This window comes from Streptomyces sp. SBT349 (assembly GCF_001083795.1).
Taxonomy (GTDB): domain Bacteria; phylum Actinomycetota; class Actinomycetes; order Streptomycetales; family Streptomycetaceae; genus Streptomyces.
On the sequence record NZ_LAVK01000226.1, the window covers coordinates 1 to 12,597 of the forward strand.

Below are 12,597 nucleotides of genomic sequence, written 5' to 3' on the forward strand. Positions count from 1 at the left end.
CGCCCCCGGCCGAGCGCGGAAACGGGCACCACCCCGCCCGCCGCACCGGCCGCGGCCCCGGACGTGCCCTCGATGGTCCGCTCCCGCACCGCCTGGTCGCTGGCCGTCTTCTTCGGTCTCCAGGCCACCGCCGCCTACATCACCATCGGCTGGGCCCCGCAGATCTTCCGCGACGCGGGCGTCCCCGCCTCCACCGCGGGCCTGCTGCTCGCCGTGATCATGGGCCTCGGCGCCCCGCTCGGCCTCATCGTCCCGCGCCTCGCCACCCGGATGCGCCACCAGGGCCCGCTGACCGCGGGGCTCGGCCTCTGCGGCCTCGTCGGCTACGCCGGGCTGTGGCTCGCCCCCGCCGCCGGCGCCTGGGTGTGGGCGATCTTCCTCGGCGTCGCCAACTGCGCCTTCCCCGTCGCCCTCACCATGATCGGCCTGCGCGCCAGGAGCGGCGCCGGCACCGCCCGCCTCTCCGCGTTCGCCCAGTCCGTCGGCTACCTCATCTGCATCCCCGGGCCGCTCCTCGTCGGCACCCTCAACGAGGCCACCGGCGGCTGGCACGTCCCGCTCGCCCTGATGGCCGCGCTGATGGCCCTCCAGATCACCTTCGGTGTGCTGGCCGGCCGGGACCGCTGCGTCGAGGACGGCGACTGAGTGGGAGAATGACCCGTATGCCAGCCCTCGAACCCAACCCCACCGGCGGCCAGCGCACGCTGCTCCTGATCCTCGGCGCGATGCTCGGGATCAGCGTCGTCATCGCCGTCATCGCCACCGTCGCCTCGCCCTGACGGCGCCGGCGCCGCCGTGGTGGTGCTAGCACCACCGTCCCCTAGGGGGCCAGGTTCAGGGGTGACTGGGTGGCTCACCGGATGGGCCGGGACTCGTCGTTTCCGTAGGTTCGACTCAACGCCGGGCGCACCGAGTTCGCCCCCGGCACCCGACCGAGGGAGACCTGTCATGGCCACCCGTGCGAACCGCCCCGGAGTGGATCTCCGCCTCCGGTGGTGGGCCGTCGCACTTCCCGTGGCGACCTTCGCCGCCCTGCTGATGCTGCTCGCCTCCGGCACGGACGCCGACGCGGCGACCGGGGCCGACTTCGAGCCCCTGGGCCGGCTGGTCGAGCACGTCCGCGACGCGTGGCTGCCCTGAGCCACGCGGCATCTCGCCCCCGGGGGCCCTCGGGAGCCCACAGGCGCCCCCACCAGCGCGTCCGGCCCCTGGGGAATCCCAACCACCCACGCCGCACAGCACCTTTCATGCGAAGCTGGGACACATGAGCGTCGATGTTCCTCGCAGGATCGTTCTCCTCCGACACGCCAAGGCCGACTGGCCGCAGGTGTCCGACCACGACCGGCCGCTCGCCGAGCGGGGCCGGAAGGACGCCCCGATGGCCGGACGCTGGCTCGCCGGCGCCGGCGTCACGCCCGACCTGGCCCTCTGCTCCACCGCCGCCCGCGCCCGCGAGACCTGGAAGCTGTGCGCGCCCGAGCTGCCCAAGCGCCCCAAAACCGTCTACGACGAGCGCCTGTACGAGGCGTCGCTCGGCGAGCTCATCGCCGTCATCAACGGGACGGACGACGCGTTCACGGACCTCATGCTCGTCGGCCACAACCCCGCCGTCCACGCCCTCGCCGACGCGCTCGCGGGCCAGGCCGACGGCGACACCAGGGACACGATGAACCGCGGCGGCTTCCCCACCTCGTCCGTGGCCGTGCTCACCCTCACCGGCGGCTGGAAGGCCGTGGAAGGCGGCACGGCCCGCCTCGTCGCCTTCTGGTCACCCCACGCGTGACCGCGCCGGACCCCGGGGCGCGCGTTCAGCCCTGGGCGTCCGCCGCCTCGACCTCTTCCCTGGTGATCCCCAGCAGGTAGAGCACCGTGTCGAGGAACGGCACGGTCACCGCCGTGTGCGCGGCCCGGCGCACCAGCGGCTTGGCGTTGAAGGCGACCCCGAGCCCGGCCGCGTTGAGCATGTCCAGGTCGTTCGCCCCGTCGCCGATGGCCACCGTCCGCGACAGCGGCACCCCCGCCTGGGCGGCGAAGCCCCGCAGGAGCCGCGCCTTGGCCGCCCGGTCCACGACCGCCCCGGTGACCCGGCCGGTGAGCCGGCCGTCCACGACCTCCAGCGTGTTGGCCGCCGCGAAGTCCAGCCCGAGGCGCTCCCGGAGGTCGTCGGTCACCTGGGTGAAGCCGCCGGAGACCACGCCCACCCGGCAGCCGAGCCGCTTCAGGGTGCGGATCAGGGTACGGGCGCCCGGGGTCAGCCGCACCTCGGCGCGGACCTTGTCGACCACCGACTCGTCGAGACCGGCCAGCAGGGCGACCCGGGCGTGCAGCGACTCCTCGAAGTCCAGCTCGCCGCGCATCGCCGCCGCCGTGACCCCGGCGACCTCGGCCTCGCACCCCGCGTGGGCGGCGAAGAGCTCGATCACCTCGTCCTGGATCAGCGTGGAGTCCACGTCCATCACCACCAGCCGCGGCGCGCGCCGCTGGAGCCCGGAGGCGACCACCGCCACATCGACGGAACGGGCCGCCGCCTCGGTGGCCAGCTCCGTGCGCAGCGCCTCGGTCCCCACGCCCGACACGTCGAACTCCACGGCCGTCACCGGGTACTTGGCCAGCCGGTAGATCCGGTCGATGTTCCCGCCGGCGACCGTTATCCGCGCCGCGATCGCCGCCGTGACCTCCGCGCTGAGCGGGTGCCCCAGCACGGTCACGTGCGAGCGCCCGGCGCCGCGGGCCGGGTTGTCGCCGGTCCCGGAGATGATCTCGGCCTGCACCCCGGCGGACTCCGCCCAGGAGTGCACGGTGGCGCGCAGCTCGCCCTCGGTGCCCGAACCGGACGCGGGGAGGGTGATCAGCGCGCAGAGCGTGATGCGGCCCCGGGTGACGACCTGTTCCAGATCGATGACGTTCACCACGAAGACGGCCAACGTCTGGAAGAGCGAAGCCGTGAGTCCGGGGCGGTCCTTGCCGAAGACCTTCACCAGCAGAGTGGGAACGTCCTCGGGCGGACCCCCGGCGGTCTCTTCGGCCATGTGTGCAGGGGTCATGGTTCTTCCACGGTAGCCGCTGCCGACGTCGGAGCCATGTCCGTCCCGGCACTCGGACACGGCAGGGAGATGAACGTCACGGAGCTACGCACGCTCTGCACCAGCTTGGTGACTTTCGGGGGGCGGGTTCCCGTTCGCCGGTCGAGCCTGGAATAGTTCCCCCACGATGTTCAAACATCCCAAGACCTCCGGTCGGAGGTCTATTCGGGGGACAACTTTGTGGGGCATGGAGTGCCGGATCTCGTACTCGAATTGAACGGACAAACCTGGATATTGGATCCGACCAGGTCGTACACCCTGGGAAGAGATCCTCAAGGCGACCTCGTCCTCCAGGACACCCGCGTCTCGTGGCGCCACGCCACGGTCCGCTGGGGCGGCCAGGGCTGGATCGTGGAGGACCACGGCAGCACCAACGGCACCTACATCCAGGGGCAGCGCGTCCAGCAGGTGGCACTCGGCCCCGGAGCGGTCATCCACCTCGGCAACGCCACCGACGGCCCGCGGGTCACCTTCGCCGACGGCGCGCAGATGCCCGGCCAGTACCCGGGCCAGCAGCACCAGGCACAGCAGCAGCAGTACCAGGCCCAGGCCCAGGCTCCCGCGATGGCCGGCCACCCGCCGGTGATGCCGCAGCAGCACCAGCCCCCGGCCCAGCCTCCCGCGCAGCAGCCGCCGGCGCACCAGCCCCCGGCGCAGCAGCACGGACAGCAGTACCCGCAGCAGGGCCGGCCGGGCGCCGACCGCGGCGCGACCAGCCTGCACCAGCTCGCCGTCGGCCAGGTCACCCGGATAGGGCGCGCGCTGGAGAACGAGCTGGTGGTCTCGGACCTCCAGGTCTCCCGTTTCCACGCGGAGTTCCTCGCGCACCCCGACGGCCGCTTCGAGATCCACGACCTCGGCAGCCACAACGGCACCTACGTCAGCGGTCAGCAGCTCCCGAAGAACGGCCGCCGCTACCTCGGCCAGAACGACACGGTCGGCATCGGCCACTCGACGTTCCGTCTGGTCGGCAGCCAACTCCAGGAGTTCGTCGACACCGGCGAGGTCTCCTTCTCGGCCCGCCACCTGACGGTCCAGGTGAACAACGGCCAGCTGACGATCCTCAACGACGTCTCCTTCGGCGTCCCCGAGAAGTCCCTGGTCGGCGTCATCGGCCCCTCCGGCTCGGGCAAGTCCACGCTGCTGCGGGCCCTGACCGGCTACCGCCCCGCGACCTACGGCGAGGTCCTGTACGACCACAGGAACCTCTACACCCACTTCGCCGAGCTGCGCCACCGCATCGGCCTGGTCCCGCAGGACGACATCCTGCACACCGCGCTCCAGGTCAGGCAGGCGCTCCGGCTGGCCGCCAAGCTGAGGTTCCCCGGCGACGTCGGGGACGCCGAGCGCAACGCGCGGGTCGAGGAGGTCCTCGCCGAGCTGAAGCTGAGCCACCACGCCGAGAAGCGGATCTCCTCGCTCTCCGGCGGCCAGCGCAAGCGCGTCTCGGTCGCCCTGGAACTGCTCACCAAGCCGTCGCTGATCTTCCTCGACGAGCCCACCTCGGGCCTGGACCCGGGCATGGACCGCGACGTCATGCAGCTGCTGCGCGGTCTGGCCGACGACGGCCGCACCGTGCTGGTCGTCACCCACTCCGTGGCCGAGCTCGGCCTGTGCGACCGGGTCCTGGTGATGGCCCCCGGCGGCGGCGTCGCCTACTTCGGGCCCCCGGACGAGGCGCTGAACTTCTTCGGCTACGAGAACTGGGCCGACGTCTTCTCCGCCTTCGAGAACTACCGCGACTACGACTGGATGGGCCGCTGGCGCGGCTCGCAGCACTACCAGATGTACGCCGCCGACCTGGACGCCGTGCAGCCGCAGGCCGCCCAGTTCTACCCGATGGCCGCCGCCCAGCAGAAGGCGCAGACCTGGGGCTCCCAGGTGCTCACGCTGATGCGCAGGTACGCCGCCGTCATCATGGCCGACAAGGGCTTCCTCGGCCTGACCATCGCCCTGCCGATCGTGCTCGGCCTGGTCTCCACGTTCATCCCCGCCGACCACGGCCTCGCCTACGGCACCGCGGAGGCCGGCGGCCGGAACGGCGACGCCAGCATCATCCTGCTGATCCTCGTCGTCGGCATGTGCTTCACCGGCTCGGCCAACGCCGTCCGCGAGCTCATCAAGGAACGCGTCATCTACGAGCGAGAACGGGCCGTCGGCCTCTCCCGCTCCGCCTACCTGATGTCGAAGGTCTTCGTGCTCGGCATCGTGACCGTCTTCCAGGGCGCCCTGCTCAGCGTCATCGGCTTCATCCCCCGCGACATGCCCCTGGAGGGCGTGATCCTGGAGGACTCGCCCGCCCTGGAGATGACCTTCGTCCTGATGGTCCTCGGCTGCACCTCGATGATGATCGGCCTGGTCATCTCGGCGCTGGTGCGCACCTCCGAGATGACCATGCCCCTGCTGGTGATGATCTCGGTCGTGCAGCTGGTCTTCACCGGCGCGCTCTTCAAGGTCCACGGCAGCCTGGGCGTCGAGCAGCTCGCCTGGCTGATGCCCTCCCGCTGGGCCCTGGCCGGCACCGGCACCACGGTCGACCTCAACGTCCTGACCGCCTCGCCCACCGCCGAGCCGGACCCGGACCCCATCTGGAAGCACGAGGCCGGCTACTGGCTGCTCGACGTGACCATGCTGATGCTCATCGCCGTCGCCTGCGGCTTCCTGGTGATGAAGTTCCTGCGCCGGCACGAGCCGGAGGTCATGCGCGAGTGACAGCGCGCTGACGCGAGCACGGAGGCGGGCACCGGACCACGGCGCCCGCCTCCGCCGTCTCCCGTTCCCGCCGTCTCCCGGCTCCGTCCCCGGTCCTAGGCCCACCGCCGCACCGCGTCCCCCGCCCCCGGCCGATCCGCCGGGGCGGCCCGGCGCGTTACCGTCTCACCATGGCCCCCAGAACCGGGCTGGCCGCCGTGAGCGCGGCCCTGCTCGCCATGAACCGCACCCTTCAGGTGCGCGACGTGCTCCAGACGATCGTGGTCTCCGCCCGCGAGCTGCTCGACGCCCGCTACGCCGCCCTGGGCCTGCCCGACGGCAACGGCGGCTTCGCCCAGTTCCTCGTCGACGGCATCAGCGACCGCCAGTGGAAGGTCATCGGCCCGCTGCCCCGCCAGCACGGCATCCTCGCGGCCATGCTCGGCGGCGCCACCCCCGTCCGCCTCGCCGACGTGCGCAAGGACCCCCGCTTCGAGGGCTGGCCCGACGCCCACCCCGAGCTGTCCGACTTCCTCGGCATGCCCATCGCCGACGGCGAGGAGGTCCTCGGCGCCCTCTTCCTGGCCAACAAGCGCTGCCCCCCGGGCCGCCGCCGCCCCGACGGCTGCGCCTTCACCGCCGAGGACGAGGACCTCCTGCACCTCCTCGCCCAGCACGCCGCCATCGCCCTGACCAACGCCAGGCTCTACGAGCGCAGCCGCGAGCTGACCATCGCCGACGAACGCGCCAGGCTCGCCCACGAGCTCCACGACGCCGTCGCCCAGAAGCTCTTCTCCCTGCGCCTCACCGCCGAGGCCACGGCCACCCTCATGGACCGCGACCCCGGCCGCGCCAGGAGCGAGCTCGGCCAGATCGCCTCCCTCGCCGCCGAGGCCGCCGACGAACTGCGCGCCGCCGTCGTCGAGCTGCGCCCCGCCGCCCTGGACGAGGACGGCCTCGTCGCCACCCTCCGCGCCCAGGCCCAGGTCCTCGACCGCGCCCACCCGGCCCGCGTCACCTTCGACTGCCGCTCCCCGCGCGCCCTGCCCGCCGCCCACGAGGAGGCGCTGCTGCGCGTCGCCCAGGAGGCCCTGCACAACGCCCTGCGGCACGCCGTCCCGCAGCGGGTCGGCGTCTCCCTCTTCCGCCGCGGCATCGACACCGTCCTGCGCGTCCGCGACGACGGCACCGGCTTCGACCCCGCCGCCGTCCGCACCGCGGGACGCCACCTCGGCCTGGTCTCCATGCGCGACCGGGCGGCGGCCGTCGGCGGCAGGCTCAGCGTGACATCCGCGCCCGGCAAGGGCACCACGATCGAGATGGAGGTCCCCGGTGGCTGACGCCATCAGAGTCCTGCTGGTCGACGACCACCAGGTGGTCCGGCGCGGCCTGCGCACGTTCCTGGAGGTCCAGGACGACATCGAGGTCGTCGGCGAGGCCGCCGACGGCGCCTCCGGCGTCGACCGCGCCGAGGAACTGCGCCCCGACGTCATCCTCATGGACGTGAAGATGCCGGGCACCGACGGCGTCGAGGCCCTGCGCCGCCTCGGCGACCTCGGCAACCCGGCCCGCGTCCTCATCGTCACCAGCTTCACCGAGCGCCGCACCGTCGTCCCCGCGCTGCGCGCCGGGGCGGCGGGCTATGTGCACAAGGACATCGACCCCACGGCGCTGGCCGGGGCCATCCGCTCCGTCCACGCCGGGCACGTCCTGCTCCAGTCCGAGGTGGCCGACGCGCTGCTGGCCCAGGAGGGGGCGGGCGAGAACAGCCGCGCCGGCTCGCTGACCGACCGGGAGCGCGAGGTCCTGGCCCTGATCGCCCGCGGCCGGTCCAACCGCGAGATCGCCCGCGCCCTGGTCCTCTCCGAGAAGACCGTGAAGACCCACGTCTCCAACATCCTGATGAAGCTGGACCTCTCCGACCGCACCCAGGCCGCGCTCTGGGCGGTCAGGCACGGCATCTCCGACTGAATCCCACCGGCCGGGCCGCCCTCGTTACCCCATGCGCCCCAGGAACCCAAACCGAGCGCCACTTTCCGGGATGAGATTCATACCGTCGTGTGGATGTAACCCGTTCAGCGCAACTCCTCGCCCCCTCCGCCGTTCTCCAGGGCACGCCGCGGCGTTAAGGCCGCGGGACGTGCAAGTAGGTGCAAGGAAGGTTTGGGAAGTTGAAGAAGCTCAAGAAGGCCGCCGCGATCACCCTCATGGCCGGCGGGCTCGCCGCCACCGGAGCCGGCGTGGCCTCCGCCCAGGCCAACGCCAACGGCGTCGCCCTGGAGTCCCCCGGCGTCGGATCGGGCAACCTGGTGGAGGTCCCCGTCCATGTCCCGGTGAACGCCACGGGCAACTCCGTGAACGTCATCGGCGTGCTGAACCCGGTGTGGGGCAACGGCTCGGTCAACCACTGAGCCCCTTGGCAGAGCGTTGGGCCGAACGTGGGTAACGGGCTTCCGGCCCGTGCCGCGCGCTCGGCCCGCGCGTTGTGCAGCGTGCGGCTCCGTCGCCGGAGCCGCGGCACAGTCTGTCCAGGAGGAACGCAACCATGAACACAGCCAAGAAGGCTGCCCTCGTGCTCGCCGCCACCGGTGCCGCGGTCGGCTCCGCGGCCGGCTCCGCCTCCGCCATCGGGGGCCACGGTCACTCGGGGGCCACCGCGGAGGCCGCTGCGGTGGGGTCACCGGGCGTCATCTCGGGCAACATCATCGAGATCCCCGTCGACCTGAGGCCCAACATCGTCGGGAACTCGCTCAACGTCGTCGGGATCCTCAACCCGGTGTTCGGCAACAAGGCCGCCAACCTCTGAGCGGAAGCGGCCCGTCGACCCGAGGCCCCCGGAGCCCTCAAGGCCCCGGGGGCCTCGCCGCGTCAGCCCCGCTGCCGCTCCAGCTCCTCCGCGTACGCGTTGTACGCCGCCACCCGCGCCCGCCGCGCCGCGCGCTCCACCGCCCGCAACAGCCGGTCCCGCTCCGCGATCTGCGCCGCGCTCACCGCGGCCCCGTGCCCGAGCCCCTCCTCGGCCGCCTCCTCGGCGATCCCCACCAGCGCCCCCACGCGCTGCGCCAGTTCCAGCACGCGCACCGCCCGCGGCGGATACCCGGGCGCCAGCAGATGACGCCCCCGCTCCATCCGCGCCCGGTACGCGTCGAGCCGCGTCCGCGCCATCGGACCAGCCCCCGCCACGTCGAGACGCGTCAGCGCCTCCGTGGTGTCCCGCAGCACCTCGGCCAGCTCCCGTTCCGCCTCGCCGAGCGACGGCACGTCCGCGGGCGGTGCGAGGCGCACCGGAAGGCACCGCCACACCACCTCGGTCAGCACGTCGCCCTCGGGGCCCACCTCGGTGACCTCGGGCACCAGACCCAGACCCCGCCCCGCCGCGACCACCGCCTCACCCGCGTCGAGGGCCGCGGAGTTGAACTCCGCGGGCCCGCTCAGGCCCAGCGGGTGCCCCGGGGCGGGCAGCGCGATCCGCAGCCCCTTGACCCCCAGCACCCGCATCCTGCCCAGTGCGAGCGTCAACCCGACGGCCCCCGGCTCATCCGGCAGCCCGACCACCCGGTGCACCGTGTCGGGACCCACCGCCCGCGCCGTCGCGTCATCGGGTGAGACAAGTCCGGCGAAGAGGGCATTGCCCCAGGCGGCGAGCCTCCCCGCACGAGGTTCATCCAACATGCCTCTACCTTAGGGAAGGAAGTCCAACAAGCCTCCTGGCGATCGACCGCGGGGGGTCGTGGCGTAAGTTGTGACCGACGGCGACTCGCAAGGGGAGATACCGCGCGCATGAGCGATGTACTGGAGCTGGTGGACGTATCCGTGGTCCGCGAAGGCCGGCCTCTGGTGGACAAGGTCTCCTGGTCCGTCGCCGAAGGCGAGCGCTGGGTCATCCTCGGACCCAACGGCGCCGGCAAGACGACCCTGCTGAACGTCGCCTCCAGCTACCTCTTCCCCACCTCGGGGACCGTGCAGATCCTCGGCGAGAAGCTCGGCGGCGTCGACGTCTTCGATCTCCGCCCGCGCATCGGCATCGCCAGCAGCGCCCTCGCCGACAAGCTCTCCCGGCGCCAGACGGTCCTCCAGACCGTCCTCACCGCCGCCTACGGCATGACCGCGGGCTGGCAGGAGAGCTATGACGAGGTGGACGAACGCCGCGCCCGCGCCTTCCTCGACCGGCTCGGCATGAGCCCGCTCCTCGACCGCAGATTCGGCACCCTCTCCGAGGGTGAACGCAAGCGCACGCAGATCGCCCGCGCCATGATGACCGACCCGGAGCTGCTCCTCCTCGACGAGCCCGCCGCCGGCCTCGACCTCGGAGGCCGCGAGGACCTGGTCCGCCGCCTCGGACGGCTCGCCCGCGACCCGTACGCCCCCTCCATGCTCATGGTCACGCACCATGTCGAGGAGATCGCCCCCGGCTTCACCCACGCGCTGCTCATCCGCCAGGGCAAGGTGCTGGCCGCGGGCCCCGTCGACTCCGTCCTCACCTCGGCCACCCTCTCCCGCTGCTTCGGCCTCCCGCTCGTCGTCGAGCGCCGCGGTGACCGCTGGTCGGCGCAGGGCCTCCCCCTCGCCTGAACGAGCCCTGTTCCCCGGGACGTTCGGCGCACTACCATGACATGGTGGACTTCTGGGTGTGGTGGCTGATAGCCGCCGGAGGATTCGCGATCGCTCTCGTCCTGACCACCATGCCCGAGCTCGGCATGCTGGCCGTCGGCTCCCTGGCCGCCTCGCTCACCTCGGGCCTGGTCGACAGCCTCGTGGTGCAGGTCGTCGTCTTCGCCGTCGTCTCCACGGCCCTCATCCTGGCCGTCCAGCCCATCGCCCGCCGCTCCCGCCACCAGCCCCCCTCCCTCAGAAGCGGCTCGGACGCGCTGATGGGCCGTTCCGCCCTCGTCCTGGAGCGCGTTGACGCCCACACCGGGCGGATCAAGCTCGCGGGGGAGGTGTGGTCGGCCCGCTCCCTGGGGGAGGACGACACCTACGAGCCCGGCAGCCAGGTCAGCGTCGTCGAAATCGACGGAGCCACCGCCATCGTGATGTGATGGGCTGCCACACCGCCGACAATCATCCCAACTCGTCTAGCTGCAAGGGGAGTCACGATGGACGCCATCATCATCGTGCTGGTCATCCTGGTGGTGCTGGTCGTCATCGCGCTCGTCCAGACCATCCAGGTGATCCAGCAGGCAAGCGCCGCCATCGTCGAGCGCTTCGGCCGCTACACCCGGACGCTGAACGCGGGACTGAACATCGTCGTCCCGTTCATCGACCGCATCCGCAACCGCATCGACCTCCGCGAGCAGGTCGTGCCGTTCCCGCCCCAGCCGGTGATCACCCAGGACAACCTCGTGGTGAACATCGACACGGTCATCTACTACCAGGTGACCGACGCGCGCGCCGCCACCTACGAGGTGTCCAACTACATCCAGGCCATCGAGCAGCTCACCGTCACCACCCTGAGGAACATCATCGGTGGCATGGACCTCGAACGCACCCTGACCTCCCGCGAGGAGATCAACGCCGCCCTGCGCGGCGTCCTGGACGAGGCCACCGGCAAGTGGGGCATCCGCGTCAACCGCGTCGAGCTGAAGGCGATCGAGCCGCCGACCTCCATCCAGGACTCGATGGAGAAGCAGATGCGCGCCGACCGGGACAAGCGCGCCGCGATCCTCCAGGCCGAGGGTGTGCGGCAGTCGGAGATCCTCCAGGCCGAGGGCGCCAAGCAGTCCGAGATCCTGCGCGCCGAGGGTGACGCCAAGGCCGCCGCGTTGCGCGCCGAGGGCGAGGCCCAGGCCATCCGCACGGTCTTCGAGGCCATCCACGCCGGCGACGCGGACCAGAAGCTGCTGTCCTACCAGTACGTCCAGATGCTTCCGAAGATCGCCGAGGGCGATGCCAACAAGCTCTGGATCGTGCCCAGCGAGATCGGTGAGGCCCTCAAGGGCCTCGGCGGCAACCTGAACAAGCTCGCCTCGCCCAACGGCGGCAACGGCGGCGGGGACGACGCCGGTTCCTCCGCCCTCGACAAGCCCGCCCGCCGCGAGCAGCCCCGCATCGACTAGGACGGAGGAGCCCGCCCCGGCGAGGGCGGGCTCCTTCTCCCCGTTCCGAACGTCTCCCCGTTCCGAACTCACCGCCGCACGGCGGCCGTCACGCGGAGGCCGCCGCCGGCAGCGCCAGCCACTCCGGCAGCGCGTCGCCGTCCTGCGCGCCCAGCGCCAGCAGCAGCGTGTCGGCCGGCGTCGGCTCGAACGGCTGGGACAGCAGCCGCATCCCGGCCTGCGCCGGAGTGCGGGCCGCCTTGCGGTGGTTGTCCTCCGCGCAGGCCGCGACGGTGTTCAGCCAGGTGTCCCGTCCACCGTGCGAACGAGGCACCACATGGTCGATCGTGGTCGCCCGGCGACCGCAGTACGCGCACCGGTGCCGGTCCCGCACCAGAACGCCGCGCCGCGACCACGGGGCCCGTTGTCGGAACGGCACTTTCACGAACCGCCGCAACCGGATCACTTGCGGCACCGGAAGATCAACCGCCGCCGCCCGCACCCGCAGCCCGGGGTGGGCGTGCTCCACCATGGCCTTCTGCTGGATCACCAGCACCACGGCCCGCCGCAGGGACACCGTCGACAGCGGCTCATAGCTCGCATTGAGCACAAGAGTCTGCCGCATTCCCGCCCACCTCCCGTTTTCCCTCCCCCGCCCCGCGGCGGGCCCGTGGCTAGCGCGACGTGTAGCGGATCGCCGGCCGCGCCGGCTCACCCATGCCCGCCCCGATGAACCAACTCGGGTGCGGCGGCTGGTTGTAGGCCACGTTCTGCCAGGCCACGGCCAG

At 72.1% G+C, this 12,597-nt stretch carries 16 protein-coding genes; 12 read left to right on the forward strand and 4 right to left on the reverse strand.

Features of this window, described 5'->3' with window-relative positions:
* From ADY01_RS24025 to ADY01_RS24035, 4 genes are all read left to right on the forward strand, one after another.
* A partial coding sequence (locus ADY01_RS24025; protein ID WP_049577535.1) for an MFS transporter occupies window positions 1–645 on the forward strand: 645 nt, incomplete at its 5' end.
* A 17-nt stretch (window positions 646–662) separates the two neighbouring features.
* A complete protein-coding gene (locus ADY01_RS41355) occupies window positions 663–779 on the forward strand; it encodes an SGM_5486 family transporter-associated protein (protein WP_267888466.1) in 117 nt (38 codons plus the stop codon).
* 169 nt (window positions 780–948) lie between these two features.
* Entirely contained in the window at window positions 949–1,140 is a 192-nt protein-coding gene (locus ADY01_RS24030; protein ID WP_049577537.1) for a hypothetical protein, read from the forward strand.
* Window positions 1,141–1,264: 124 nt separating this feature from the next.
* Window positions 1,265–1,783: a SixA phosphatase family protein gene (locus ADY01_RS24035; protein WP_049577539.1), complete on the forward strand. Its 519-nt coding sequence runs from the start codon at window positions 1,265–1,267 to the stop codon at window positions 1,781–1,783.
* 25 nt (window positions 1,784–1,808) lie between these two features.
* Here the strand turns inward: ADY01_RS24035 and serB are convergent, their stop codons facing one another.
* The gene (gene serB / locus ADY01_RS24040; RefSeq protein WP_199826295.1) at window positions 1,809–3,044 is read right to left on the reverse strand and encodes a phosphoserine phosphatase SerB; all 1,236 of its coding nucleotides are present in this window, start codon (window positions 3,042–3,044) and stop codon (window positions 1,809–1,811) included.
* A gap of 231 nt (window positions 3,045–3,275) precedes the next feature.
* Here serB and ADY01_RS24045 point away from each other — a divergent pair, with 231 nt between their 5' ends.
* The 5 genes from ADY01_RS24045 to ADY01_RS24065 all read left to right on the forward strand — a co-directional run bounded on the left by ADY01_RS24045 (window position 3,276) and on the right by ADY01_RS24065 (window position 8,580).
* A complete protein-coding gene (locus tag ADY01_RS24045) occupies window positions 3,276–5,795 on the forward strand; it encodes an FHA domain-containing protein (protein ID WP_049577543.1) in 2,520 nt (839 codons plus the stop codon).
* A gap of 170 nt (window positions 5,796–5,965) precedes the next feature.
* Window positions 5,966–7,114: a GAF domain-containing sensor histidine kinase gene (locus tag ADY01_RS24050; RefSeq protein ID WP_049577544.1), complete on the forward strand. Its 1,149-nt coding sequence runs from the start codon at window positions 5,966–5,968 to the stop codon at window positions 7,112–7,114.
* Entirely contained in the window at window positions 7,107–7,745 is a 639-nt protein-coding gene (locus ADY01_RS24055) for a response regulator (protein ID WP_049577547.1), read from the forward strand. The genes ADY01_RS24050 and ADY01_RS24055 overlap by 8 nt, the downstream gene beginning before the upstream one ends.
* 200 nt (window positions 7,746–7,945) lie before the next feature.
* Entirely contained in the window at window positions 7,946–8,185 is a 240-nt protein-coding gene (locus ADY01_RS24060; protein WP_049577549.1) for a chaplin, read from the forward strand.
* 134 nt (window positions 8,186–8,319) lie between these two features.
* Window positions 8,320–8,580 carry a chaplin gene (locus ADY01_RS24065; RefSeq protein WP_049577551.1) on the forward strand — a complete coding sequence of 87 codons (261 nt, stop codon included), beginning with the start codon at window positions 8,320–8,322 and terminating at the stop codon, window positions 8,578–8,580.
* Window positions 8,581–8,642: 62 nt separating this feature from the next.
* On the opposite strand, the gene ADY01_RS24070 is transcribed toward ADY01_RS24065, so the two are convergent.
* Window positions 8,643–9,446 carry a hypothetical protein gene (locus ADY01_RS24070; protein WP_049577553.1) on the reverse strand — a complete coding sequence of 268 codons (804 nt, stop codon included), beginning with the start codon at window positions 9,444–9,446 and terminating at the stop codon, window positions 8,643–8,645.
* A gap of 108 nt (window positions 9,447–9,554) precedes the next feature.
* Between ADY01_RS24070 and ADY01_RS24075 the strand changes: the two genes are divergently transcribed.
* The 3 genes from ADY01_RS24075 to ADY01_RS24085 are packed head-to-tail and all read left to right on the forward strand — an operon-like array spanning window position 9,555 to window position 11,830.
* Complete coding sequence (locus tag ADY01_RS24075) at window positions 9,555–10,346, forward strand: ABC transporter ATP-binding protein (protein WP_049577555.1); 792 nt, start codon at window positions 9,555–9,557, stop codon at window positions 10,344–10,346.
* Window positions 10,347–10,387: 41 nt separating this feature from the next.
* On the forward strand, window positions 10,388–10,813 hold the full coding sequence (locus ADY01_RS24080) for an NfeD family protein (protein WP_049577557.1): 426 nt from the start codon (window positions 10,388–10,390) through the stop codon (window positions 10,811–10,813).
* A 57-nt stretch (window positions 10,814–10,870) separates the two neighbouring features.
* Window positions 10,871–11,830: an SPFH domain-containing protein gene (locus ADY01_RS24085; RefSeq protein WP_049577560.1), complete on the forward strand. Its 960-nt coding sequence runs from the start codon at window positions 10,871–10,873 to the stop codon at window positions 11,828–11,830.
* Window positions 11,831–11,918: 88 nt separating this feature from the next.
* Here ADY01_RS24085 and ADY01_RS24090 read toward each other — a convergent pair whose 3' ends face one another.
* Window positions 11,919–12,434, reverse strand: a complete 516-nt coding sequence (locus ADY01_RS24090; protein ID WP_049577562.1) for an HNH endonuclease — start codon at window positions 12,432–12,434, stop codon at window positions 11,919–11,921.
* Window positions 12,435–12,483: 49 nt separating this feature from the next.
* The gene (locus tag ADY01_RS41630; protein ID WP_324613260.1) at window positions 12,484–12,591 is read right to left on the reverse strand and encodes a hypothetical protein; all 108 of its coding nucleotides are present in this window, start codon (window positions 12,589–12,591) and stop codon (window positions 12,484–12,486) included.
* Window positions 12,592–12,597 lie beyond the last annotated feature (6 nt).